Annotated in this window: 22 protein-coding genes; 8 read left to right on the top strand and 14 right to left on the bottom strand. The window is 73.0% G+C overall.

Features of this window, described 5'->3' with window-relative positions:
- Positions 1-31: 31 nt before the first annotated feature.
- The 5 genes from sucB to ACIRPX_RS12945 form a co-directional block, all read right to left on the bottom strand.
- Positions 32-1,789, bottom strand: a complete 1,758-nt coding sequence (gene sucB, locus ACIRPX_RS12965) for a 2-oxoglutarate dehydrogenase, E2 component, dihydrolipoamide succinyltransferase (protein ID WP_404192464.1) — start codon at positions 1,787-1,789, stop codon at positions 32-34.
- A 60-nt stretch (positions 1,790-1,849) separates the two neighbouring features.
- Positions 1,850-3,238: a dihydrolipoyl dehydrogenase gene (gene lpdA / locus ACIRPX_RS12960; RefSeq protein WP_404192461.1), complete on the bottom strand. Its 1,389-nt coding sequence runs from the start codon at positions 3,236-3,238 to the stop codon at positions 1,850-1,852.
- A gap of 263 nt (positions 3,239-3,501) precedes the next feature.
- A complete protein-coding gene (locus tag ACIRPX_RS12955) occupies positions 3,502-5,037 on the bottom strand; it encodes a leucyl aminopeptidase (RefSeq protein WP_404192459.1) in 1,536 nt (511 codons plus the stop codon).
- Positions 5,038-5,239: 202 nt separating this feature from the next.
- Positions 5,240-5,845, bottom strand: coding sequence for an RDD family protein (locus ACIRPX_RS12950; protein WP_404192457.1), 606 nt, complete (start codon positions 5,843-5,845; stop codon positions 5,240-5,242).
- A gap of 44 nt (positions 5,846-5,889) precedes the next feature.
- Complete coding sequence (locus ACIRPX_RS12945; RefSeq protein ID WP_404192455.1) at positions 5,890-6,684, bottom strand: adenosylcobinamide-GDP ribazoletransferase; 795 nt, start codon at positions 6,682-6,684, stop codon at positions 5,890-5,892.
- 60 nt (positions 6,685-6,744) lie between these two features.
- On the opposite strand from ACIRPX_RS12945, the gene ACIRPX_RS12940 reads away from it, so the two are divergent.
- On the top strand, positions 6,745-7,506 hold the full coding sequence (locus tag ACIRPX_RS12940; RefSeq protein WP_404192452.1) for a hypothetical protein: 762 nt from the start codon (positions 6,745-6,747) through the stop codon (positions 7,504-7,506).
- On the opposite strand, the gene ACIRPX_RS12935 is transcribed toward ACIRPX_RS12940, so the two are convergent.
- The 3 genes from ACIRPX_RS12935 to cobT all read right to left on the bottom strand — a co-directional run bounded on the left by ACIRPX_RS12935 (position 7,407) and on the right by cobT (position 11,293).
- Positions 7,407-8,324: a hypothetical protein gene (locus tag ACIRPX_RS12935; protein WP_404192449.1), complete on the bottom strand. Its 918-nt coding sequence runs from the start codon at positions 8,322-8,324 to the stop codon at positions 7,407-7,409. The genes ACIRPX_RS12940 and ACIRPX_RS12935 overlap by 100 nt on opposite strands.
- 10 nt (positions 8,325-8,334) lie before the next feature.
- Entirely contained in the window at positions 8,335-10,071 is a 1,737-nt protein-coding gene (locus ACIRPX_RS12930) for a phosphatidylglycerol lysyltransferase domain-containing protein (protein ID WP_404192447.1), read from the bottom strand.
- An 85-nt stretch (positions 10,072-10,156) separates the two neighbouring features.
- Positions 10,157-11,293, bottom strand: coding sequence for a nicotinate-nucleotide--dimethylbenzimidazole phosphoribosyltransferase (gene cobT, locus ACIRPX_RS12925; RefSeq protein ID WP_404192444.1), 1,137 nt, complete (start codon positions 11,291-11,293; stop codon positions 10,157-10,159).
- Positions 11,294-11,430: 137 nt separating this feature from the next.
- On the opposite strand from cobT, the gene ACIRPX_RS12920 reads away from it, so the two are divergent.
- Positions 11,431-11,964: a class I SAM-dependent methyltransferase gene (locus ACIRPX_RS12920; protein ID WP_404192441.1), complete on the top strand. Its 534-nt coding sequence runs from the start codon at positions 11,431-11,433 to the stop codon at positions 11,962-11,964.
- Here ACIRPX_RS12920 and ACIRPX_RS12915 read toward each other — a convergent pair.
- Positions 11,953-13,155, bottom strand: coding sequence for a bifunctional adenosylcobinamide kinase/adenosylcobinamide-phosphate guanylyltransferase (locus ACIRPX_RS12915; RefSeq protein WP_404192439.1), 1,203 nt, complete (start codon positions 13,153-13,155; stop codon positions 11,953-11,955). The two genes, ACIRPX_RS12920 and ACIRPX_RS12915, sit on opposite strands and share 12 nt — an antisense overlap.
- 115 nt (positions 13,156-13,270) lie before the next feature.
- On the opposite strand from ACIRPX_RS12915, the gene ACIRPX_RS12910 reads away from it, so the two are divergent.
- The gene (locus ACIRPX_RS12910; protein WP_404192437.1) at positions 13,271-13,483 is read left to right on the top strand and encodes a hypothetical protein; all 213 of its coding nucleotides are present in this window, start codon (positions 13,271-13,273) and stop codon (positions 13,481-13,483) included.
- A gap of 62 nt (positions 13,484-13,545) precedes the next feature.
- Here ACIRPX_RS12910 and ACIRPX_RS12905 read toward each other — a convergent pair whose 3' ends face one another.
- The 3 genes from ACIRPX_RS12905 to ACIRPX_RS12895 form a co-directional block, all read right to left on the bottom strand.
- Positions 13,546-14,622 carry a S1C family serine protease gene (locus ACIRPX_RS12905; RefSeq protein ID WP_404192434.1) on the bottom strand — a complete coding sequence of 359 codons (1,077 nt, stop codon included), beginning with the start codon at positions 14,620-14,622 and terminating at the stop codon, positions 13,546-13,548.
- Positions 14,623-14,679: 57 nt separating this feature from the next.
- Entirely contained in the window at positions 14,680-15,381 is a 702-nt protein-coding gene (locus tag ACIRPX_RS12900) for a class I SAM-dependent methyltransferase (protein ID WP_404192431.1), read from the bottom strand.
- An 83-nt stretch (positions 15,382-15,464) separates the two neighbouring features.
- Complete coding sequence (locus ACIRPX_RS12895; protein WP_404192428.1) at positions 15,465-16,136, bottom strand: DUF3043 domain-containing protein; 672 nt, start codon at positions 16,134-16,136, stop codon at positions 15,465-15,467.
- A gap of 227 nt (positions 16,137-16,363) precedes the next feature.
- Between ACIRPX_RS12895 and ACIRPX_RS12890 the strand changes: the two genes are divergently transcribed.
- The 4 genes from ACIRPX_RS12890 to ACIRPX_RS12875 all read left to right on the top strand — a co-directional run bounded on the left by ACIRPX_RS12890 (position 16,364) and on the right by ACIRPX_RS12875 (position 19,557).
- Positions 16,364-17,134: a PspA/IM30 family protein gene (locus ACIRPX_RS12890; RefSeq protein WP_384268938.1), complete on the top strand. Its 771-nt coding sequence runs from the start codon at positions 16,364-16,366 to the stop codon at positions 17,132-17,134.
- Between the two features lie 31 nt (positions 17,135-17,165).
- Positions 17,166-17,444, top strand: coding sequence for a hypothetical protein (locus ACIRPX_RS12885; RefSeq protein ID WP_404192882.1), 279 nt, complete (start codon positions 17,166-17,168; stop codon positions 17,442-17,444).
- Between the two features lie 120 nt (positions 17,445-17,564).
- Positions 17,565-18,782: a sensor histidine kinase gene (locus tag ACIRPX_RS12880; protein ID WP_404192426.1), complete on the top strand. Its 1,218-nt coding sequence runs from the start codon at positions 17,565-17,567 to the stop codon at positions 18,780-18,782.
- A gap of 88 nt (positions 18,783-18,870) precedes the next feature.
- Positions 18,871-19,557, top strand: coding sequence for a response regulator (locus tag ACIRPX_RS12875; protein WP_404192424.1), 687 nt, complete (start codon positions 18,871-18,873; stop codon positions 19,555-19,557).
- A 64-nt stretch (positions 19,558-19,621) separates the two neighbouring features.
- On the opposite strand, the gene nadA is transcribed toward ACIRPX_RS12875, so the two are convergent.
- The gene (nadA, locus tag ACIRPX_RS12870) at positions 19,622-20,818 is read right to left on the bottom strand and encodes a quinolinate synthase NadA (RefSeq protein WP_404192422.1); all 1,197 of its coding nucleotides are present in this window, start codon (positions 20,816-20,818) and stop codon (positions 19,622-19,624) included.
- Between the two features lie 243 nt (positions 20,819-21,061).
- Between nadA and ACIRPX_RS12865 the strand changes: the two genes are divergently transcribed.
- Complete coding sequence (locus ACIRPX_RS12865) at positions 21,062-21,418, top strand: HesB/IscA family protein (RefSeq protein ID WP_384269228.1); 357 nt, start codon at positions 21,062-21,064, stop codon at positions 21,416-21,418.
- 98 nt (positions 21,419-21,516) lie between these two features.
- Here ACIRPX_RS12865 and ACIRPX_RS12860 read toward each other — a convergent pair.
- Positions 21,517-23,287, bottom strand: a 1,771-nt coding sequence (locus tag ACIRPX_RS12860; protein ID WP_404192419.1) for a hypothetical protein, incomplete at its 5' end; no start/stop codon positions are given.

Genomic DNA, 23,287 nt, shown 5'->3' with positions numbered 1-23,287 from the left:
GGGGCGCGTGTCTGCGGCACCTGCTGGAGCCCTACAGGCCGAGTTCGACCTCGAACTCGCCGGCCTCCAGGATCGCCTTGACCGCGGTCAGGTAACGGGCCGCGTCGGCGCCGTCCACCAGACGGTGGTCGTAGGAGAGGGTCAGGTAGGTCATGTCGCGGACGCCGATGACCGTGCCCTCCTCGGTCTCGATGACCGCCGGGCGCTTGACCGTGGCACCGATGCCGAGGATCGCGACCTGGCCCGGCGGCACGATGATCGTGTCGAAGAGCGCACCGCGCGAACCGGTGTTGGAGATGGTGAAGGTCGCGCCGGACAGCTCGTCCGGGGTGATCTTGTTGGCGCGGACCTTGCCGGCCAGCTCCGCCGTGGCCTTCGCGATGCCGGCGAGGTTGAGGTCGCCCGCGTGCTTGATGACCGGGGTCATCAGGCCCTTCTCCGAGTCCACCGCGATACCGACGCTCTCGGTGTCGAAGTAGGTGATCGTGCCCTCGGCCTCGTTGATCTTGGCGTTGACGACCGGGTGGGCCTTCAGCGCCTGGGCCGCCGCCTTCACGAAGAACGGCATCGGGGAGAGCTTGACGCCCTCGCGCGCGGCGAAGGAGTCCTTGGCCTGGGCGCGCAGGCGCATCAGGCGGGTGACGTCGACCTCGACGACCGAGGACAGCTGCGCCTGCTCGTGCAGCGCCTTGACCATGTTGTCGCCGATGACCTTGCGGATGCGCGGCATCTTGACGGTCTGGCCGCGGAGGGGAGAGGCCTCCAGGACCGGCGCCTTCTTGGCGGCCGGGGCGGCGGCAGCGGCCGGAGCCGGAGCGGCCGCGGCCTTCGCGGCCTCGGCGGCGGCGATCACGTCCTGCTTGCGGATACGGCCGCCGACGCCGGTGCCCTTGACGCCGGCCAGGTCGACGCCGTTCTCGGCGGCGAGCTTGCGCACCAGCGGGGTGACGTAGGCGCCCTCGTCCGTGGCACCCGCGGCGGGCGCGGGAGCGGCCGGGGCGACCGGAGCCGGGGCGGCCGGCGCGGGGGCCGGGGCGGCCGGGGCCGGCGCGGCGGCGACCGGGGCGGGAGCCGGGGCCGGGGCGGCGGGAGCCGGGGCCGGGGGAGCCGCGGGGGCGGCCGGAGCCGGGGCCGGGGCCTCGGCGGCGGGCGCGGGAGCGGCGGGGGCCGGGGCGGCCGCCGGGGCGGCACCCGCGGCGCCGATGACGGCGAGCTTGGCGCCGACCTCGGCGGTCTCGTCCTCGCCGACGACGATCTCCAGCAGCGTGCCGGAGGCGGGCGCCGGGATCTCGGTGTCGACCTTGTCCGTGGAGACCTCGAGCAGCGGCTCGTCGGCCTCGACGGAGTCGCCGACCGACTTCAGCCAGCGGGTGACGGTGCCCTCGGTGACGGACTCGCCGAGCGCGGGCAGGACCACGTCCGTGCCGGACGCGCCACCGGCCGGAGCGGCGGGGGCGGCGGCGGGCGCGGGGGCCGGGGCGGCCGGGGCCTCGGCGGCGGGGGCCGGAGCCTCCGCAGCGGCCGGGGCGGGCGCGGCAGCCGGCGCACCGGTGCCGTCGTCGATGACGGCGAGCTCGGCGCCGACCTCGACGGTCTCGTCCTCGGCGACCTTGATGCTGGCGAGGACACCGGCGGCGGGCGAGGGGATCTCGGTGTCGACCTTGTCGGTCGACACCTCGAGCAGCGGCTCGTCGGCCTCGACGCGCTCGCCCTCGGCCTTCAGCCAGCGGGTGACAGTGCCCTCGGTGACGCTCTCGCCGAGCGCCGGAAGGGTTACGGAAACCGCCATGGTTTCGGTTGCTCCTTACGAATTGCGGAAAGTCTGTGTCGTCGCGAAGTCGACCGAGGGTCAGTCGTGCGAGTGCAGGGGCTTGCCGGCCAGGGCCAGGTGGGCCTCGCCCATCGCCTCGTTCTGCGTCGGGTGGGCGTGGATGAGCTGGGCGACCTCGGCGGGCAGCGCCTCCCAGTTGTAGATCAGCTGGGCTTCGCCCACCTGCTCGCCCATGCGGTCACCGACCATGTGGACGCCGACCACGGCACCGTCCTTGACCTGGACGAGCTTGATCTCGCCCGCGGTGTTCAGGATCTTGCTCTTGCCGTTGCCCGCGAGGTTGTACTTCAGAGCGACGACCTTGTCCGCACCGTAGATCTCCTTGGCCTTGGCCTCGGTGATGCCGACGGAGGCGACCTCGGGGTGGCAGTAGGTCACCCGCGGCACGCCGTCGTAGTCGATCGGGACGGTCTTCAGGCCGGCCAGACGCTCCGCCACCAGGATGCCCTCGGCGAAGCCGACGTGCGCGAGCTGGAGCGTGGGGACGAGGTCACCGACGGCGGAGATGGTGGGCACGTTGGTGCGCATGTACTCGTCGACCAGGACGTAGCCGCGGTCCATGGCGACGCCCTGCTCCTCGTAGCCCAGGCCCTGCGAGACCGGGCCGCGGCCGACGGCGACCAGCAGGACCTCGGCCTCGAACTCCTTGCCGTCGGCGAGGGTGACCTTGACGCCGTCCTGGGTGTACTCGGCCTTCTGGAAGAAGGTGCCGAGGTTGAACTTGATGCCGCGCTTGCGGAACGCGCGCTCGAGAAGCTTCGAGGAGTTCTCGTCCTCGACCGGGACGAGGTGCTTGAGGCCCTCGACGACGGTGACGTCCGAGCCGAAGGACTTCCAGGCGGAGGCGAACTCGACGCCGATGACGCCGCCGCCCAGGACGATCGCGGACTTCGGCACGCGGTCCAGGACGAGGGCGTGGTCCGAGGAGATGATGCGGTTGCCGTCGATCTCCAGGCCCGGCAGCGACTTCGGCACGGAACCGGTCGCGAGGAGCACGTGGCGGCCCTGGACACGGCGGCCGTTCACGTCGACGGAGGTGGGGGAGGACAGCCGGCCCTCGCCCTCGATGTAGGTCACCTTGCGGGAGGCGATGAGTCCCTGCAGGCCCTTGTAGAGCCCGGAGACGACGCCGTCCTTGTACTTGTGGACGGCCGGGACGTCGATGCCCTCGAAGGTGGCCTTGACGCCGAACTGCTCGCTCTCGCGGGCCTGGTCGGCGATCTCGCCCGCGTGCAGCAGGGCCTTGGTGGGGATGCACCCACGGTGCAGGCAGGTACCGCCGACCTTGTCCTTTTCGATCAGGGCGACGTCCAGGCCCAGCTGCGCCCCGCGCAGGGCCGCGGCGTAACCACCGCTACCACCGCCGAGGATCACTAGGTCGAAAACGGTGCTGGCGTCGTTCGCCACGTCACGTCCTCCATGCATGTGCGCCGTACGCCGGGCCCCTTTGTCCCATACGCGGGGTTGACCGGTCGGTCGGCTGGTGTCCGGCCGCTCTTTCTTCGGCCCTGTGGTGGGGGCCCTGTCCTGCCGTGGCCCATCTTCGCACTTGTCGGAGGTGAACGAGACGCCGGGCCGGTGTGTGAGACGTCCCACGTTCATGTGAGCAACCGCCGGAAAAAGGGGGCTCCGCCCTACCCGCGCGCGGAGCCCCCTCACTCATTTCTGCATCAGCCCAGGTCGCCCGAGGCCGTCAGCTCCGCGAGCCGGACCAGGGTCCGCACCGCCGTACCCGTGCCGCCCTTCGGGGTGTAGCCGAACGGGCCGCTCTCGTTGAAGGCCGGGCCCGCGATGTCCAGGTGCGCCCAGGTGATGCCCTCGCCCACGAACTCGCGCAGGAAGAGACCGGCGACGAGGCCGCCGCCCATCCGCTCGCCCATGTTGGCGATGTCGGCGGTGGGGGAGTCCATGCCCTTGCGCAGGTGCTCCGGCAGCGGCATCGGCCAGGCCGGCTCGCCGACCTCCTCGGCCGCCTCGTGCACCGCCGAGCGGAACGCGTCGTCGTTCGCCATGATCCCGAACGTCCGGCTGCCCAGCGCCAGCATCATCGCGCCGGTGAGGGTCGCGACGTCCACGATGGCGTCCGGCTTCTCCTGGGAGGCGGCCCACAGCGCGTCCGCGAGGACCAGCCGGCCCTCGGCGTCGGTGTTGAGGACCTCGACCGTCTTGCCGCTGTACATGCGCAGCACGTCACCGGGACGGGTCGCGGAGCCCGACGGCATGTTCTCGGCGAGCGCCAGCCAGCCGGTGACGTTCACGTCCAGGCCCAGGCGCGCGGCGGCGACCACGGCGGCGAAGACGGCGGCCGCGCCGCTCATGTCGCACTTCATCGTCTCGTTGTGGCCCGCCGGCTTCAGCGAGATGCCGCCCGAGTCGTAGGTGATGCCCTTGCCGACGAACGCGAGGTGCTTCTTCGCCCGGGAGGGGGTGTACGACAGCTTCACCAGCCGCGGCCCCGACGCCGAACCGGCGCCGACGCCGAGGATGCCGCCGTAGCCGCCCTTCTCCAGCGCCTTGACGTCGAGCACCTGCACCTTGATGCCGTGCTCCTTGGCCGCGGCCAGCGCCACGGCGGCGAACGCCTCCGGGTTGAGGTCGTTGGGCGGGGTGTTGATCAGGTCGCGGGCGCGGTTGAGCTCCTCGGCGACGGCGACCGCGCGCTGGACGGCGGCCTTGTGCTCCTTGTCGCGCGGCTTGGCGCCGAGCAGCGCGGCCTCGGCGAGCGGGGCCTTGCCGTTCTTGGCCGCGTTGTTCGAGGACGCGGTCTCCTTGTAGGTGTCGAAGGAGTACGCGCCGAGCAGCACGCCCTCGCCGATCGCGCACACGTCGGCGGCGTCGCCGACGGGCAGGGCGAAGGCGGCCTTCCTGGCACCGGTGAGGGCACGTGCGGCCGAGCCCGCGGCCTTGCGCAGGGCCTCGGCGTCGAAGGCTGCCCGCGCGTCCTTGTCGGGCTCCTGGCCGAGGCCCACCGCCACCACGAGCGGGGCCTTGAAGCCGGAGGGCGCGGGCAGCTTCGTCACCTCGCCCTCGGCGCCGGACGCGCCGAGGGTCTCCAGGACGCCGGCGAGCCTGCCGTCGTAGGCCTTGTCCACGGCCTCGGCGCCCGGTGCCACGACCGGGCCCTTCGCGCCCTTGGCCACACCGATCACGATCGCGTCGGCCCGAAGACCGGGCGCCGCGGCGGTGCTGAGAGTGAGAGCAGTCACGGTGGTGAAATCTCGCTTCCGATGTGAAGTTCCTGTGGTCGATCTGTGTGGGTCGACCGGGCCCGACGGCCGACCCTGGATCCGACCTCAGGGTGCGGGCTCAGCGGGGCCTTCCCCGGTGCGGCGAACACTCGGCACGAGACTACGCGCGTGCGCGCGCTCACTCGTTCCCGGCGCCGTCCTCGTGGCGGGCGGGCGTCGCTCAGAGCGGACGGACCGCGGACGTGGCGGCGCCGGCTCCCAGGCCGAGGCCGGTGACCGCGGTGCCGGCCAGGCGGTCGGCGAGGGAGCGGCGGGTGGGGGAGAGGACCGGCAGGGCGTTCAGGAAGAAGACGGCGACGGCCAGCGTCCACACCGCGAACGACAGCAGGAAGTCGCCCTCGACGAGCAGCACGCAGGCGACGGCGTAGACGGCGATGTCGGCGGCCGTGGTGACGGCGGCGCGCACCGCGGCCCGGCGCGGCGGGCTCGGGGTGACCCGCAGGCCGAGGAGCCCCTTGCCGACGGTGCGCCCGGCGACGCAGAGACAGGCCCACTGGTAGAGGAAGGTGACGGCGATCAGCAGGCCGAAGGCCTCCTCCACGTAGAGCACCGCCTTGTCCCACAGCGACACCCCGAAGCCCTCGGAGGCGCCGATCACGTCGCCGCGCGAGGTCAGCAGGTCGAGGCCGCCGCGGGTGGCGAGCTCGGGCACGTCGGAGACGAGCGCGGCTATGCGGTGGAAGGTGAGCACGGCCAGCACGGCGGCGAGCGCCAGCACCAGCGCGAAGTCGATGAACCAGGCCGTGGCACGGCGAAGCTTCGGCACGAACGTCCCCCGATCACCTGCATGTGTCCGTACGGCGGACGAGACTACCGCCCCAGCGACAGGACCAGGACACACAGGGTCGCCGCCGTCTCGGCCAGTCCGCCGAACACGTCTCCGGTGACCCCGCCGAAGCGGCGCGTGCAGTGGCGCAGCAGGAGCTCGGCGACGAGCAGCGCGGTGACGACCGCGACCGCCGTGCGGACGACGTCGTACGTCCCGAGCAGCGCGCCGGCTCCGGCGGCCGCACCGGTGACCAGGACCGCCGTGAGCGCCGCCGCCCGTACCGGCACCACGCCGGCCACCGCCGCGCCGAGGCCCTCGGGGCGGGCGGCCGGCACCCCGGCGCGGGCGGCCAGGGTCAGCGCGAGGCGGGCGGCGGTCGCCGAGACGACGGCGGCGAGCGCGCCGCGGGCCCATGAGCCGCCGTAGGCCTGGGCCAGGGCGGCCACCTGGGCGAGCAGTACGAGGACCAGGGTGATCACCCCGAAGGGGCCGATGTCCGACTGCTTCATGACGCGCAGCGCCTCCTCGGCGGGCTTGCCGCTGCCGAGGCCGTCGGCGGTGTCCGCGAGCCCGTCCAGGTGCAGGCCGCGGGTGAGGGCGGCGGGGACCGCCGCGGAGGCGACGGCGGCGACCAGGGCGCTCGCGCCCAGCGCCAGCAGTGCCACGCCGGCCAGGGCCGCGGCGCCGCCCACCACGGCTCCGGCGAGCGGGGCGCAGAGCATGCCGCCGCGGGCCGCGGAGCGGTCCCAGCGGGTCACCGGGACCGGCAGCACGGTGAGCGTGCCGAAGGCGAAACGGAGGCCGTCCGGCCAGGGCGTCTTGGAGGGTTCGGGCACCGGCGCAGGTTACCCGGCAGTCGGCAGGAGGGTCGCGACGGGCCTGGATACAGTGCGCATATGGGACATTGGCTGCAGCGGAACATCATCGAGCCGGGCAAGCTGCCGTTGCTGCTCGCACTCACGGCGTTCGTGCTGACGTTCCTGGTCACCCGGGTCATCACTCGCCTCATCCGGGCGGGCAGGGGCCCGTTCGGCAACGTCAAGGCGGGCGGCATGCACATCCACCACGTGGTGCCCGGCGTCGTCCTGACCGTCCTCGGCGGCTTCGGCGCGGTGGCCAGCAGCCGGCAGGGGTTCGGCGCCGCCGCGTTCGCGGTCGTCTTCGGTGTCGGGGCGGGGCTCGTCCTCGACGAGTTCGCGCTGATCCTGCACCTCGACGACGTCTACTGGAGCGAGGAGGGCCGCAAGAGCGTCGAGGTGGTCGTTCTCACGGCGGCCCTGGTGGGCCTGATGCTCGCGGGCTTCTCACCGTTCGGCGTCAACGACATGACGTCCCAGGAACTGCAGGACCGCAGCAGCGTGATCTCGACCGTGGTCATCAACTTCCTGTTCTCGCTGGCCGTCCTGAGCAAGGGCAAGACGCGGATGGCGATCTTCAGCGTCATCGTCCCGTTCATCGGCCTGATCGGCATCGTCCGCGTGGCCCGCCCCGCCTCCCCCTGGGCCCGGCGCTTCTACCGCCGGCGCCCCCGGGCCCGCGCCAAGTCCCTGCTGCGCGCCTACCACCACGACCGGCGCTGGCTGGGTCCCCGCCGCAAGTTCGAGGACTTCCTCGGCGGCAAGCCGGACCCGGCGCCGGGGCGCGTGCTGAGCCGGTGACGGTGCTCATGGCGCCGCAGCGGGGGTTCCGGCCCGGCGCGCCGCCGGGCCGGGTGCCCGGCCGGTGACGGGGATCCGGTGCGGCCGCCGCACTCGCGGCCGGTCCGGACCCGCCGCACCGGCCGCGTCCGCCGCAACCTCGCCCCCCGTCCGCCCCGGGCCGGCCACCGGCGACGGTGCCGGGACGCCGGCAGCGCGCAGAGCGGAATCACCACCGCGATCGCCGCCAGGTGTTCCTTGCCCGCCAGGTTGCCCTTCAGTGCGACCTCGATCGCCATCGCGGCCGTCACGGCGCAGGCCGTGGCGTAGGCGCCGTAGCGCCGGCCGAGGAAGACGGCCAGGCCCACCACCGCCGCCGAGGGGCCCGTGTCGACCACGGCGGCGTCCGAGAGCGGCAGGCCGAGGGGGTGGTCGAAGCCGAGCTCCACGCCCGCGCGGGCGTAGAGCGTGCCGGCGAGGGTGGCGGCGTAGGCGATGCCGAGGGTGAGCCGGCGGCCCAGGCAGAGTTCGGCGACGCCGAAGACCAGGAGGACCTGGACGAGCGCACCCCACACGGGCAGGTCCAGGGCCGGCACGAACAGGGAGAGGGGGGTGCGCACGAGCGCCAGCCACAACGGGTCCTCGACGCGCACCGCACCGATGTCCTGCACGAACCGGTAGCCCCAGGACTGGTTCTGGACCAGCTGCAGGAGAGCCGTCAGCAGCACCGCCCCGAGCGTCGCCGGCACCGCCCGCCAGCGCCGCTCCCGCAGCGGCTCGCGCGCCGTGACGTACAGCAGTCCCCATTCGGCGCGGGCCCAGCGGGCGAGGGCCCTCACGCGGTGGTCCTCATCGGTGCGTCTCCAGGTGCCTGCGGTGCAGCCACTTCGGCAGCCCCGGCGCCTCCAGGAACCCCTCCGCCCGGGCCGACGCGATGCCGATGCGCGGCAGGTCCGCGCTCTTCTCGAAGAGCAGGAACCGCGGCTCCCAGATGGGCCGGTACTTGGCGTTGGCGCGGTACAGCGACTCGATCTGCCACCAGCGCGAGAAGAAGCTGAGCAGTGAGCGCCACAGCCGGAGCACGGGCCCGGCGCCGAGACGCGCCCCGCGTTCGAAGACCGACCGGAACATGGCGAAGTTGAGCGAGACCTGGGTGATGCCGATGTCCCCGGCACGGCGCAGCAGTTCGAGCACCATGAACTCCATCAGCCCGTTCTCGGAGTCCCGGTCGCGCCGCATGAGGTCGAGGGAGAGGCCGTGCGGCCCCCACGGCACGAAGGACAGCACCGCCCGCAACTCGCCCTTCCCGTCCGTGCATTCGAGCATCACGCACCGGCCGTCCCCGGGGTCTCCGAGCCGCCCCAGCGCCATGCTGAACCCGCGCTCGGTGGCCCCGTCGCGCCAGTCGTCCGCCCGCTGGAGCAGATACGCCATCTCGTCGGCCGGGATGTCCTCGTGCCGCCGGACGCGCACGCCGTACCCGGCCCGCTCGACCCGGTTGCGGGCCTGCCGCACGGTGCGCATGGCCCGGCCCTCCAGGGTGAACTCGGCGACCTCCACGATCGCCTCGTCGCCCAGCTCCAGCGCGTTCAGGCCGTGCCGGGCGTAGACCGTCCCGGCCTCCTCGCTCGCCCCCATCACCGCCGGGATCCACCCGTGCGCCCGCGCTTCGGCGAGCCACGGCTCGATGGCGCCGGGCCAGGCCTCGGGGTCGCCGATGGGATCGCCGGAGGCCAGCGAGACACCCCCGACGACCCGGTACGCCACCGCCGCCTTGCCCGTCGGCGACCACACCACGCTCTTCTCCCGCCGCAGCGCGAAGTACCCGAGCGAGTCCCGCTCCCCCTGCCGCTCCAGCAGTTCCCGCAGCCGCTTCTCGTCGTCCTCGGTGAGCGGGTCGACGGCGCGCCGGGAGCGGAAGGCGGCGTAGAAGACGGCGAGGACGAGGACCGTGCTGAGGACGTTGATGGCGACGTTGACCCAGTTCGGCGCGTCCACGCCGGGGAAGCGCGACTCGTCGACGGCGATGGAGACCAGGCGGAAGGTGCCGTAGCGCCAGCGCTCCAGGAACGTCGAACCGGCCGCGTCCGGCGCCTGGTTGGTGAGCGTCACCAGCAGACCGGCGAGCAGCGAGGCGGACAGGGTGCCGCCCACCGCCACCGCGGCGGCGAGCCGGGGGTTGGAGCGGTCGCCCTTGGCGTAGAACTCCCGGCGGCCGACCAGGAGGGCGGTGACGAAGGCGGCGGTGAGGGCGAGCGAGACCCAGTTCTGGGCGTACTGCCGGATCTCGGGGAAGACCATCGCGAAGCCGAGCAGCCCGAGGAACGGGCCCGCCAGCGCGAGGTTGAGGATCCATGCGGCGCGCTTGCGGCGCCGCATGGTGACGGCGAGGAAGGCCGTGAACACCCCGGAGGCGAAGCCCGCGGTCAGCAGGTAGGGCGTGAAGAAGTTCTCCTGGTTGTGCCGCCGCACGTCCTGTCCCAGCGACACCCACACGGCACTGAGAAAGTTGACGAACGCGACGGCCCGCAAATACCAGACGGCGAATGCGGCGGACCGCCTCGAGGCAATTCGGGCATCTCCCATGAGAGAGGATCATATGGGCGATGCCCTGATGAACCCCTCCATCTTTGGTCGCCGGTCGGTCGACTTTCGGCCCCTGTCGCGGTGCCTACCCGATCTCTTCGGTCTCGGTCTCCGCGTCCTTCTTCCCGTCGGCGCCGAGACCGCCGTCGTCACCGTCGCCGGAGTCCTCCGGCTTCTCCGGCTTCTCGGGCAGCTCCGCGGCGAGCGCCGCCGCGGCCTGGACGAGCGGCAGCGCGAGCAGGGCGCCCGCGCCCTCGCCCACGGTCACCCCGTGCGACAGCAGCGGCTCCAGCGCCATCCGGTCCAGGGCCTTGGCCTGCCCCGGCTCCCCGCTGTCGTGCGCGGCCAGCCACCAGTCCGGCGCCCGGAACGCGACCCGCTGCGCCACCAGCGCGCAGGCGGCCGCCACGACCCCGTCCAGGATCACCGGCGTCTTGCGCACCGCGCTCTGCAGCAGGAAGCCCGTCATCGCGGCCAGGTCCGCGCCGCCCACCGCCGTGAGCAACTGCAACTGGTCGCCCAGCACGGGCCGCGCCCGGCGCAGCGCGTCCCGGATCGCCGCGCACTTGCGCATCCACGCCAGGTCGTCGATGGCGAGCCCGCCCCGTCCGGTGACCACCGAGGCGTCGGTCCCGCACAGTGCGGCGATCAGCACACCGGCCACCGTCGTGCCGCCCACGCTCACATCGCCGAGCACCACCAGATCCGTGCCGGAGTCGGCCTCCTCGTCGGCCACCGCGATCCCGGCGCGGAACGCCGCCTCGGCCTCCTCGGCCGTCAGCGCGTCCTCGATGTCGACGCGCCCGCTGCCGCGCCGCACCCGGTGCCGTACGACCTCGTCGGGCAGCGTCTCCGGGTCGCAGTCCAGGGCCATGTCGACGACGCGCACCGGCACCCCGAGCCGGCGGGCGAGCACGGACACCGGACGGCCGCCCTCCAGGACCTCCCGCACCAGCAGCCCGGCGCTGCCCGCGGGCCGTGCCGACACGCCCAGCTCGGCGATTCCGTGGTCACCGGCGAAGAGCACCACCCGCGGCCGTTCGATCGGCCGCACCGGCACGGCGGACTGCGCGGCGGACAGCCACTCACCCAGGTCGTCGAGGCGGCCCAGCGATCCTGGCGGCACGATCCGGCGCTCCCTGCGCGCCTCGGCGTCGCGCCGCACCCCGCCGTCCGGGCGCTCGATCAGATCGGTGAAGTCGTCGAGATTAAGCGAGCTCATTCGCCGAACAGTACCGGCACCCGTCGAACAGGACAGCGCCACCGGGGCACCACACGCACACGACGTCGTTGCCCCCGCGATCCCGATCCCTTACGTTCCGTTTTGCAGTGGATTGTCGTATGCCTCGGGGAGCCGCCATGAACCGCCTGCGCACCCGCGTCAGCGCCGTCGACCGGCACAGACGCCACCGTTCGACGGCCCGCGCGATCCGGCGCCTGCTGCCCGAGCCGGAGAGCTGGCTGGACGTCGGCACGGGTGAGGCCCACTTCCCGCAGACGGCGCGGGAACTCTTCCCGTACACCTCCATCGACGGCCTCGACCCGGGCCCGCGCGTGGCGTACGCCCGCCATCTGGAGCGCGTCGAGGAGGCGTACGCGGGCCATGTGACGGACCGGCACATCACCGCGATCCTGCGCGGCCGCTACGACGTCGTCACCCTCCTCGACCACCGCTCACCCGTCCCGGACCCCCGCACCGAACTCCCGGCCGCCCTCACGCTCCTGCGCCCCGGCGGACTCCTCCTGGTGGAGGCCGCCCCCCGGGAGGCGCCCGAGCTGCGCCGCCGGCTGGAGGAGCTGGGCTGCACGGTCGTGGCCGCGAGCCGGCACCTCCTGGACCGGTTCCCGCGCACGTACCGGATCGTCGTGCGCCGCACCGGGTCAGCCGCGTAGCACCAGCGCCTGGCCCGCCACCACCAGCACCACGTGCTCGCACTCACCGGCGAACGCGGCGTTCAGGCGCCCGAGTTCGTCCCGGTAGCGCCGGCCGGACGGCGTGGCCGGCACGATGCCCGAGCCCACCTCGTTCGACACGGCGACCACGGTCCGCCGGGTGGCCCGCACCGCCTCCGTCAGCTCCCGCACCCGCTCCCGCAGCGCGCGCTCCCCGCCGTCCGCCCACCGCGCGTCGTCCCACGCCCCGGCGGAGTCCATCGCGTCCGTCAGCCACAGGGACAGGCAGTCGATCAGCAGCGGCGGCCCGTCCTGCCTCAGCAGCGGCACCAGGTCGCAGGTCTCCCGGGTCCGCCAGGACCCGGGCCGGCGCTCCCGGTGCGTGGCGACCCGTGCGGCCCACTCCGCGTCGCCGTCCCGGGAGCCGCCCGTCGCCACGTACAGCACGCCGGGGAAGGCCGCGAGGCGCCGCTCGGCCTCCACGGACTTCCCCGACCGGGCCCCGCCCAGCACCAGCGTCCGCCGCGGTACGTCGGGCACGTCCTCGTACACCCCCACCGTCAGCGTCGTCCCGTCCGGCACGGCGCGCGCCCCCGCGGCGGCGAGCCGCCGTGCCAGCTCGCGCCCCGGCGGCGCGTCGTGGTCCAGGTGGACGGCGACGACGTCCGTGGTCGGGCCGAGCGCCCCCGCCGCCCGCAGCCCGGCCGGCGCGTCGGGGCGCCCCACGACGTCGGCGAGCACCATGTCGTACGACGGGGCCGACCCGTTCTCCAGCCCGGCCGGTGCGCCGCCGGGCGGCAGGTACAGCAGCCGCTGCCCGTTCGGTCCGGTCACCGCGTACCCGGTGCCCGGCGCGTCCATCGCCACCGCCCGCACCCGATGGCCCGTCAGCAGCGCCAACTCCTGCCCGTCCGGCACCCGTCCGGGGTGCGGCAGCCCCGCGGGCACCTCGACCGGCGGTCCGTCGTGCGGATGCGAGAGCAGCACCTGCCGTACGCCGCCCAGCGAATGCCCCGACCGCGCGGCCGCGAACGCGGCGCCCGGCGTCAGGTCGAGCAGCAGCGTCCCGTCCACGAGCACGGCGGTCGCCGCCCGCGCGTCACCGCCGAGCGCGGTCGCGCAGGCGGCGCAGGGACAGTCGGGGCGGGGCAGGCCCGCGGGGGCACCGGTGCCGAGCAGAGTCACTTCCACGACAGTGATTTTCGCGTGTCTGCGCAGGTGCTGCCCGTCCGACTAGTCTTCTGGGCAGGAGCCGGACCAAGATCCGGCTTCTGCTCTGCAGGTGCCCCAGACACGGGAGGCGTACATGGCGGCATGGACGTGGCGTTTCGAGAAGGCGGACGGGGCTGAGGTCCGGCCCGCGGTGCAGCCCGAGGAGTTCACCACGCAGGGAGACGCCGAGTCCTGGATCGGGGAGCACTGGAAGGCCCTTCAGGAAGGCGGCGCCGACCAGGTGCGGCTGTTCGAGGACACCGCGGAGATCTACGGGCCGATGAGCCTGCACGCCGACGAGGCATAGGCGGTACGGGGCAGGAGGGGGCGGCCGGCATCCGGCCGCCCCCTTTCACGCCCGCCCGGCCCTCACTGCTCGCCCAGCGTCACGTCCGCCTTCTGCTGCCGGCCGCCGCGGGTGTACGTCACCGTCGTCCTGTCGCCCGGCTTCTCCGCGGCCAGCGCCTCGGTCAGCGACGTGATCGTGGTGATGTCCGTGTCGCCCAGCCGGGTGATGACGTCCCCGGCCCGGAGACCGGCCTGGTCGGCCGCCCCGCCGCTCTTCACCTCCACCACCGCGACCCCGGCGGGCTGGAGCTGGTCGTCGACGACCGTACGGCCCGTGATGCCCAGCGCGGCCCGGCCCGAGTCGGTGACCTTGCCGTTCTTGATGATCTGGTCGGCGACCGTGCGCACCATCGAGGAGGGGATCGCGAACCCGATGCCGGGCGCCGCGCTGTTGCCGAGGTTCGGGTCGACGGCGGCGAGCGTCGGAATGCCGATGACCTGCCCGTCCAGATTGACCAGGGCGCCGCCGCTGTTGCCCGGGTTGATGGCCGCCGACGTCTGGATCATGTTCCCGATCGTCGCGCCCGTACCGCCGCCCGAGCTGTTCTCGGTGACGGTCCGTCCGGTCGCCGACACGATCCCCTGCGTCACGCTGGACGACAGTCCGAGCGGCGAGCCCATCGCCAGCACGATCTGCCCGACCTGCACCTTCGCGGAGTCCGCGAAGGCGGCCGCCTTCAGCCCCTTCGGCATCCTGTCCAGCTTGATGACGGCGAGGTCCTGCGCGGGGTAGGAGTAGACGCGCTCGGCGGTCAGCGCGTCCTCGCTGTTGGCGGTCGTCACCTTGAACGTCTTCTGGTCCCCGACGACGTGCGCGTTGGTGACGACGTGCCCCTGGTCGTCGTAGACGATCCCCGAGCCCAGGTCGTTGCCCGCCTGGATCTGCACCACCGAGGGCAGTACGTCCTTGATCACCTTCTGGTAGTCGCTCTGCAGGTCCACCCCCGACAGGGGTACGGCGGCCTGCGCGGCCCGGGTGGTCGACCGCTCCTTCCCGCCCCGGGACGCGGAACCGGAGCAGCCCGCGAGGAGCGCGAGGCAACAGCACAGCGCGGCCGGGACGAGCAGCCGGACGGCGGGGGTGCGGGAAACGTCCATGCCCCGAGTCTCACGTCGGGCCGGACCCCCGGCGCGCGGTGCACGCCCGAATGGGGTTCAGCCGCGCACCCCGCACAGGTGCAGCAGCGCCGCCACCCCGCGGTAGGGATCCGTCCGCCCGGCCCGCTCCTCGGCCGCGAGCAGGGTCTCCAGGTCGTCCGGGAGCCGCGCCCCGTCGGCAGCGGTGTCCGTGAACACCCGTACCCCGTACCAGGCGTGCAGCGGGGCGGCGATCCCGGCGAGCGTGGCCGTCAGCGTCTTCAGCCGGTCGGCCCGCACGTCGAGCCCCAGCCGGTTGGTGTAGGAGACCGTGTCGAAGGCGCCGAGCGCGGCCGGCCAGTCGCCGGCCAGCCCCGGCCGCATCGCCAGTGCGTCGGCGTTGCGCACGAGCAGGGACAGCAGCCCGCCGTGGGCCAGCATGCGCGCCAGCCCGGCCAGCAGCGGGTCCGGCTCCTCGACGTACATCAGCACGCCGTGGCACAGGACCACGTCGAAACTGCCCGGCAGGAAGTGCACGCCGGTGTCCCGGCCGTCTCCCTCGATGATCCGCATCCGCTCTCGGATGCCCTGGGGCTCACCGGCGAGCGCCTCGCGCGCGACCGCGACCATCGTGGCGTCCTGCTCCAGGCCGGTCACCTGATGCCCGGCCCGCGCCAGGCGCAGCGCCTGCGTGCCCTGGCCCATGCCCACGTCGAGCACCCGCAGCCGCTGCCCCACCGGGAACCGACCCGCCATCTGCTCGTCGAGCTGCCGGGCCACCAGCTCCTGGCGTACGACATCCCGCAGCCCGCCCAGCCTGCTCAGCCAGGCATCCGCCGCGCCCCCGGAGAAAGATGTCGTGCTCAGGGCCGCTCTCCGCGCTTGACCTGCGGCTTCGGCAGCCGGAGGCGCCGCATCTGCAGGGAGCGCATCAGGGCGTAGCGGGTGGCGCCCTTGGTGTTCTGGTCCGGGAAGCGGGCGGCGAGCGCCTTGCGCAGCCGGACGGCGCTGACGATCGCGTCGAGCACGATCAGCACGATCACGACGAGCCACAGCAGCAGCGCGATGTTCTGCAGCGCGGGCACCCGGACGATGCTCAGCACGAGGATGACCACGGCCATGGGCAGGAAGAACTCCGCCACGTTGAACCGCGAGTCGATCCAGTCGCGCGCGAACTTGCGGACCGGGCCCTTGTCGCGGGCCGGCAGATACCGCTCGTCCCCGCCGGCCAGCGCCTGACGCTGCCGCTCCAGCGCGGTACGGCGGTCCGAGCGCTGGCGCTTGGCGGCCTCCTTGCGCGTCATCGAGGTGTTGGCGACGCTGCGGCGCTGGGACTGGGCCTCACTGCGCTTGGGCGTGGGCCGACCCTTCGGGGCCTGCGGGTCTCTGGGCTGCTTGGAGTCGGTCACGGACACCTTGGCGGTGCCGGCCTTCTCTTCCTTGGCACGGCTACGGAACACAAAACCCAAGGGTACGGGGTGGCCGGGGTTGGACCCCAGCCCCGCGGGGAACGATCCGGCAACACCAGTCGTCATGTAAGGGACAGAGGGGACGTTGCGCACGGTGCTTCCCGGGGGGCCACCTACTCCCTGCGCCGGATCGGGATCGGCAGCAGTCGTCCTTGCGGATGAGCGCATCCGTCCCCGAACAGTGCGTCAATGGATGCAGGGCCCGTACTGTGGGTCCTGTCGCAGAGCTGGAGCCGGAGTCGGTCAGAAGGGGGCGCGCGAAGCCCATGAGCGGTGTCATGAAGCGTATGGGGATGATCTTCCGCGCGAAGGCGAACAAGGCCCTTGACCGGGCCGAGGACCCGCGCGAAACCCTCGATTACTCGTACCAGAAGCAGCTGGAGCTGCTCCAGAAGGTGCGCCGGGGCGTGGCGGACGTGGCCACGTCCCGCAAGCGGCTGGAACTCCAGCTGAACCAGCTGCAGTCGCAGTCGTCCAAGCTGGAGGACCAGGGCCGCAAGGCGCTGGCGCTCGGCCGTGAGGACCTGGCCCGTGAGGCGCTGTCGCGCCGCGCCGCGCTCCAGCAGCAGGTCACCGACCTGGAGACGCAGCACGCGACGTTGCAGGGCGAGGAGGAGAAGCTCACCCTGGCGGCCCAGCGGCTGCAGGCCAAGGTCGACGCCTTCCGCACCAAGAAGGAGACGATCAAGGCCACGTACACGGCGGCCCAGGCCCAGACCCGTATCGGCGAGGCGTTCTCCGGCATCTCCGAGGAGATGGGCGACGTCGGCCTGGCGATCCAGCGCGCCGAGGACAAGACGGCGCAGTTGCAGGCCCGCGCCGGCGCCATCGACGAACTGCTCGCCTCGGGCGCCCTGGACGACCAGTCCGGCATGCACAAGGACGAGATCCAGGCCGAGCTGGACCGGATCTCCGGTGGTAGTGATGTAGAGCTGGAACTGCAGCGCATGAAGGCGGAGCTGGCCGGCGGCTCGAGCTCGCAGCAGCAGGCCATCGAGGGCGGCACCGGTCAGGGACAGTCCCAGCAGCAGCCGACGGACACCCCGCGCTTCGACAAGCAGTAGGGGCCACGCCTAGGAGGCCGACATGGGCGACATGATCGTGCGGATCATGGGGGAGGGGCAGGTGAGGCTGGCCGAGAGCCACCTCACCGAGCTCAACAAGCTCGACGACGAACTCCTGACGGAGATGGAGAACGGCGACGGCCCCGGCTTCCGCCGCACCCTGCAGGCCCTCCTCACCAAGGTCCGCGAACTCGGCGCCCCCCTGCCCGACGACTCCCTGGAACCGTCCCAGCTGATCCTGCCGTCCCCGGACGCCACCCTGGAGGAGGTCCGGAAGCTGCTCAGCGACGACGGCCTGATCCCGGGCTGACGGCGGGGAGGAGGCCGTCCGGGCCCGGGCGGGGGTCCGGGGACGGCGGCCAGCGGTGACGGTCACCGCAAGCTGCGGCCACTGGTTCCCGCGCCGCGTGCACCCCCGTACTGTCAAGGCGTGAGCACACTAGACCGCACCAGATGCCGGCTCAGGGCACATCCGCTGGCACTGGACGCGACCCTCGCGGCCGGTGTGCTCGCCTGCATGGTGGCCGGTTCCTTCGTGGACCCGAGCGGCAGGGACGGCGGGGAGTGGGCCATCCGCAGCCCCGGCCCGCTCGCCGTGGTCCTGATGGTCCTCGGCGCCCTCGCCCTGGTCTTCCGCCGCCGCGCCCCGAGGACCGTCCTCGCCCTCACCGGCACCTTCTCGGTCGTCGAGAGCGTGGTGGACGACCCCAGGGCACCGGTCGCGATGTCCGCGGTGGTCGCCCTGTTCACCGTCGCCGCCAGCACCGACCGCCCCACCACCTGGCGCCTGGGCCTGCTGACGATGACCGTCCTCACCGGCGCCGCCATGCTCGCCGGCCCGCTGCCCTGGTACGCCCAGGAGAACCTCGCCATCTTCGCCTGGACCGGCATCGGGGCCACCGCCGGCGACGCCGTCCGCAGCCGCCGCGCCGTCGTCCAGGCCATCCGCGAGCGTGCCGAGCGCGCGGAACGCACCCGCGAGGAGGAGGCCCGCCGTCGGGTCGCCGAGGAGCGCCTGCGCATCGCCCGCGACCTGCACGACGTCGTCGCCCACCACATCGCCCTGGTCAACGTGCAGGCGGGTGTCGCGGCCCACGTCATGGACAAGCGGCCCGACCAGGCCAAGGAGGCGCTCGCCCACGTCCGCGAGGCCAGCCGCTCCGCGCTCAACGAACTGCGCGCCACCGTCGGCCTGCTGCGCCAGTCCGGCGACCCCGAGGCCCCGACCGAACCGGCTCCCGGCCTGGACCGCCTCGACGAGCTGGTCGGCACCTTCCGCAGCGCGGGCCTGCACGTCGACGTCGCCCGCGCCGACCAGGGCACCACCCTGCCCGCCGCCGCCGGCCTGGCCGCCTACCGCGTCATCCAGGAAGCCCTCACCAACGTGCAGAAGCACGCGGGCACGGAGGCCAAGGCCGAGGTCAGCGTGGTACGCGTCGGCCCGAACGTGGAGATCACGGTCCTCGACAACGGCGCCGCCGAGGACGACGAGTCGCAGGGCGGCGGTCATGGTCTGCTAGGCATGCGCGAGCGCGTCACCGCCCTGCGCGGCACCCTCACCACCGGCCCCCGCTACGGCGGCGGCTTCCGCGTCCATGCCATCCTTCCGGTCAGGACCCGCTCACGCGCCGCGGAAGACGCCGTATGACCCACCGCCGTACGGGCCGCCTCCGAACGGGCCGCCTCCGTGCGGGCCGCCGGACACCCACCGCCCCGCCCTCCGCGAAGGACCCCGTATGACGACCATCCGTGTCCTGCTCGCCGACGACCAGGCCCTGCTGCGCAGCGCGTTCCGTGTGCTCGTCGACTCCGAGCCCGACATGGAGGTGGTCGGCGAGGCGTCCGACGGCGCGGAGGCGGTGCGGCTCGCCGGGGAACAGCGCGCCGACGTCGTCCTGATGGACATCCGGATGCCCGGTACCGACGGTCTCGCCGCCACCCGCATGATCAGCGCCGACCCGTCCCTCGCCCAGGTCCGGGTGGTGATCCTGACGACGTTCGAGGTCGACGACTACGTGGTCCAGTCGCTGCGGGCCGGTGCCTCCGGCTTCCTGGGCAAGGGCAGCGAGCCGGACGAACTGCTGAGCGCCATCCGCGTCGCCGCCGGCGGCGAGGCCCTGCTCTCCCCGGCCGCGACCAAGGGCCTGATCGCCCGCTTCCTCGCCCAGGGCGACTCCGACGACGACGGCCGCGACCCGGCCCGCTCCGAACGGCTCGGCACGCTCACCGTCCGTGAGCGCGAGGTCCTGGTCCAGGTCGCCGGCGGCCACTCCAACGACGAGATCGCCGAACGCCTGGAGGTCAGCCCGCTCACCGTGAAGACGCACGTCAACCGGGCCATGGCCAAGCTCGGCGCGCGCGACCGGGCCCAGCTGGTGGTGATCGCGTACGAGTCCGGACTGGTACGTCCGAGGGCGGACTGAGCCGGGCGGCGTCGCGCGCGCCCGCCACCACCACCGGGGCCCCGGTGCCGGTCGGGCCGCGGTTCTACGGCAGCGCCAGCATCCGCTCCAGCGCCAGCTTCGCGAACGCCTCGGTCTCCTGGTCGACCTCGATCCGGTTGACCGTGGTGCCCTCGGCCAGGGACTCCAGGGCCCAGACCAGGTGGGGCAGGTCGATGCGGTTCATGGTCGAGCAGAAGCAGACCGTCTTGTCGAGGAAGACGATCTCCTTGCCTTCGGGCGCGAAGCGGTCGGCGAGCCGGCGCACGAGATTGAGCTCGGTGCCGATGGCCCACTTGGAACCGGCCGGGGCCGCCTCCAGGGCCTTGATGATGTACTCCGTCGAGCCGACGTGGTCGGCGGCCGCGACGACCTCGTGCCGGCACTCCGGGTGGACCAGGACGTTGACGCCGGGTATGCGCTCGCGGACGTCGTTCACCGAGTCCAGCGAGAAGCGGCCGTGCACGGAGCAGTGGCCGCGCCACAGGATCATCTTCGCGTCGCGCAGCTGCTCGGCCGTCAGCCCGCCGTTGGGCTTGTGCGGGTTGTAGACGACGCAGTCCTCCAGGGACATGCCCATCTCCCGCACCGCGGTGTTCCGGCCGAGGTGCTGGTCGGGCAGGAACAGCACCTTCGTCGCATCGGGCTCCCCCTGCCGGAAGGCCCACTCCAGCGCCCGCCGGGCGTTGGAGGAGGTGCAGATCGTGCCGCCGTGCCTGCCGGTGAACGCCTTGATGTCGGCGGAGGAGTTCATGTACGACACCGGCACGACCTGCTCGGCCACGCCGGCCTCGGTCAGCACGTCCCAGCACTCGGCGACCTGCTCGGCCGTGGCCATGTCCGCCATGGAGCAGCCGGCGGCGAGGTCGGGCAGGATCACCTTCTGCGCGTCGGACGTCAGGATGTCGGCGGACTCCGCCATGAAGTGCACACCGCAGAACACGATGTACTCGGCCTCCGGGCGCGCAGCCGCGTCCCGGGCCAGCTTGAAGGAGTCACCCGTCACGTCGGCGAACTGGATGACCTCGTCGCGCTGGTAGTGGTGGCCGAGCACGAAGACCTTGTCGCCGAGCTTCTCCTTGGCCGCGCGGGCGCGGGCCACGAGATCGGGGTCGGACGGCGAGGGCAGGTCACCGGGACACTCGACGCCGCGCTCGCTCTTCGGGTCGGCCTCGCGGCCGAGGAGCAGCAGGGCAAGAGGAGTCGGCTGTACGTCGAGCTCCGGGGTCTGGGCGGTGGTCACGACACGCACCCTTTCTACTTTTCGTCGAATTGACGTTATCTATCATAACCCGGTTCACGTCAGTTTGACGATGGTCATAGCGTCCATGTGACGTGAATCCCCATGAGGCGTTTTCCGCTTCCGGGAGCATGTGCGAGCATGAAGGAGGGGCCGAAAGTAAGGCGCCCGGCCCGGAATGAATCCGCGGCCTTGCCGGTTGCACTCGTCGGCAAGCAGTCTCCGTACAACCCGGGAGAGATGTAGATGTCCGTATCGGACGAGACCACCACCGTCACCGACGGCATCGTGCTGACCGACGCCGCCGCGTCCAAGGTCAAGGCCCTGCTCGACCAGGAGGGCCGTGACGACCTCGCACTGCGTGTGGCCGTCCAGCCCGGTGGCTGCTCGGGCCTGCGTTACCAGCTCTTCTTCGACGAGCGCGCCCTCGACGGCGACGTCGAGAAGGACTTCGGCGGCGTGAAGGTCGTCACCGACCGCATGAGCGCCCCGTACCTGGGCGGCGCCACCATCGACTTCGTGGACACGATCGAGAAGCAGGGCTTCACGATCGACAACCCGAACGCGACGGGCTCCTGCGCCTGCGGCGACTCCTTCAGCTGAGCCGTCCGGCCCACCGACACGGCCGAAGGCGGCGGCCCCCTCCGACGGGGCCGCCGCCTTCACGTTTCTCCGGGACCTGCCGCCCTGGTGCCGCAGTGTCAGCGCACCGTCGTGGTCCCGGGCAGCCGTGCGCCCTGCTTCTCCAGCGGGAGCGCCCTGCCGTCCGCGTCCTTGACCGTGCGGTCGCCGAGCGGCCGGTCCAGCTGCACGGTCTGGTGCATCTCCTTGGCGATCATGATGCAGACCTTGCCCTTCCAGGGCTTCTTGGTCACCTTCACGGTCACCTCGCTGGCGCTCTCGGCCGCCGTGGCCGTGTAGTCGGCGCACACCCCGCCCGTGTAGCTCACGGTCAGCTCCCTGCCGTCCGCGGTGTAGCCGGCCACCGGGACGTCACGCGTGGCCGGCGCCGAGGTCGGCCCGTCGCCCGGAGCGGTCGCCGACGGGGTGGGCGAGGCGGAGTTCGAGGCCAGGTACCGCGGGTCCACGGCCGGATACGTCACCGTGAAGCCGTTCTGCCCGTCCGCGCCCCTGACCTGGAACAGCCAGGACGGAACCAGCGCCTGCCGCCCGTCCACGGCCCGCGCGGCCAGCCCGAAGGCCGCGCTCCCGATCGTGACGGTCTCCGTCGGGGCGGTGCCGGTCGTCGGCTGCCCGCACGACTGCTCCGGCCGGTCCTTGAGCGGCACGGGGCTCGCGCAGCCGCCGATGCCCATGCGGTGGTCGGTCAGGGGTGCCTTGTTCATCAGCGCCAGCGTCTCGCGCGCGTCCAGCACGGGGTAGGTGTCGCTCTTCTCCGGCGCCTTCAACCGGCCCGTTCCGCCCACCACTTCGCCCTGCGCGCTCACCGTCAGGCCGGTCGTCCAGCCGTGGGTGGGCAGGCCGCCGAACCGCGGATCGGCGTTCACCGCCCGCTGGGCGCCCATGACCTGGCTCGCGTCCACCTTGGCGTCGTCCTGCCCGATCGCCTTCAGCACCGGCGCCGCGGCCCGCTCCGCCTCCGCCTCGCTCACCCGCTTCCCGGCCGGGTTCGCGGGGTCCTTCGTGCAGGTGGCGACGGCGTCGCAGTTGTCGGTGCCGGCCGCGTACCGGCGGAACGTCCACGTGCCCGGCGCCTGCTTGTCCACCACCAGGCTCGGTCCGGACCCGTCCTTGGAGGGGCCGATCTGCCAGGCCTGCCCGCGCAGCACCGGCGTCCCGTCCAGCCCGAGCGCCTCGGCCAGCCGTGTCACCTCGTCCTTGCCGACCTCACCGCGCGCCCGGTAGACGGCCGCGGAGCCGGGGCCCGCGGGCAGCGGGCCGTCGGCCTGGTACGTCACGCCGTACGGATTGGGCTCCCCGGGCGCGATGCCGTTCGAACCGCCCGTGGAGTACCCGTCGAGCACCAGGGGCGGGGGAGTGTCCCCGCCACCGCGCGCTCCGGAGCCCGTGCCCGCCCCGTTGCCTCCGGAAGCCCCCATGGCCAGATACGCGCCACCGCCCCCCGCGAGCAGCACAGCGGCGGCGACGGAGGCAATGAGCACGGGCGTGCGCCGGCGGGCGGGCGGGGCGGGGTCGATCTCGTGGGGGCCGGGGACCTCGGTGGGCGCGGCGGAGTCATCGCCGCTGCCGCTGCCGCTGCCGCTGCCGCTGCCGCTGCCGCCGCCGTCGGTGCCGGGGGCGCCGTCGGAGGCGGCCTCCGTGCCGGCATCCGTCTCGGCCCCCTCGGACGTCTCGGCCTGCTCGGGCGTCTCGGCCCGCTCGGACGTCTCGGCCTGCTCGGGCGTCTCGCCTCGCTCGGACGTCTCGGCCTGCTCGGGCGTCTCGGCCCGCTCGGACGTCTCGGCCTGCTCGGGCGTCTCGCCTCGCTCGGACGTCTCGGCCTGCTCGGGC

The organism is Streptomyces sp. NPDC101225, from assembly GCF_044767585.1.
In the GTDB taxonomy this organism is placed as follows: domain Bacteria; phylum Actinomycetota; class Actinomycetes; order Streptomycetales; family Streptomycetaceae; genus Streptomyces.
Note: the sequence above shows the minus strand (reverse complement) of the source record. Positions and strands in the feature narration are given on the sequence as shown.

Excerpts from the sequence above, each read along its gene's own strand:
- ACIRPX_RS12910 (WP_404192437.1), top strand. The coding sequence starts at position 13,271 with ATGGCGGCATGGACGTGGCGTTTCGAGAAGGCGGACGGGGCTGAGGTC.
- ACIRPX_RS12865 (WP_384269228.1), top strand. The coding sequence starts at position 21,062 with ATGTCCGTATCGGACGAGACCACCACCGTCACCGACGGCATCGTGCTG.
- ACIRPX_RS12905 (WP_404192434.1), bottom strand. The coding sequence starts at position 14,622 with ATGGACGTTTCCCGCACCCCCGCCGTCCGGCTGCTCGTCCCGGCCGCG.
- ACIRPX_RS12895 (WP_404192428.1), bottom strand. The coding sequence starts at position 16,136 with ATGACGACTGGTGTTGCCGGATCGTTCCCCGCGGGGCTGGGGTCCAAC.
- ACIRPX_RS12940 (WP_404192452.1), top strand. The coding sequence starts at position 6,745 with ATGGGACATTGGCTGCAGCGGAACATCATCGAGCCGGGCAAGCTGCCG.
- sucB (WP_404192464.1), bottom strand. The coding sequence starts at position 1,789 with ATGGCGGTTTCCGTAACCCTTCCGGCGCTCGGCGAGAGCGTCACCGAG.
- ACIRPX_RS12920 (WP_404192441.1), top strand. The coding sequence starts at position 11,431 with ATGAACCGCCTGCGCACCCGCGTCAGCGCCGTCGACCGGCACAGACGC.
- cobT (WP_404192444.1), bottom strand. The coding sequence starts at position 11,293 with ATGAGCTCGCTTAATCTCGACGACTTCACCGATCTGATCGAGCGCCCG.
- ACIRPX_RS12875 (WP_404192424.1), top strand. The coding sequence starts at position 18,871 with ATGACGACCATCCGTGTCCTGCTCGCCGACGACCAGGCCCTGCTGCGC.
- ACIRPX_RS12930 (WP_404192447.1), bottom strand. The coding sequence starts at position 10,071 with ATGGGAGATGCCCGAATTGCCTCGAGGCGGTCCGCCGCATTCGCCGTC.
- ACIRPX_RS12885 (WP_404192882.1), top strand. The coding sequence starts at position 17,166 with ATGATCGTGCGGATCATGGGGGAGGGGCAGGTGAGGCTGGCCGAGAGC.
- ACIRPX_RS12890 (WP_384268938.1), top strand. The coding sequence starts at position 16,364 with ATGATCTTCCGCGCGAAGGCGAACAAGGCCCTTGACCGGGCCGAGGAC.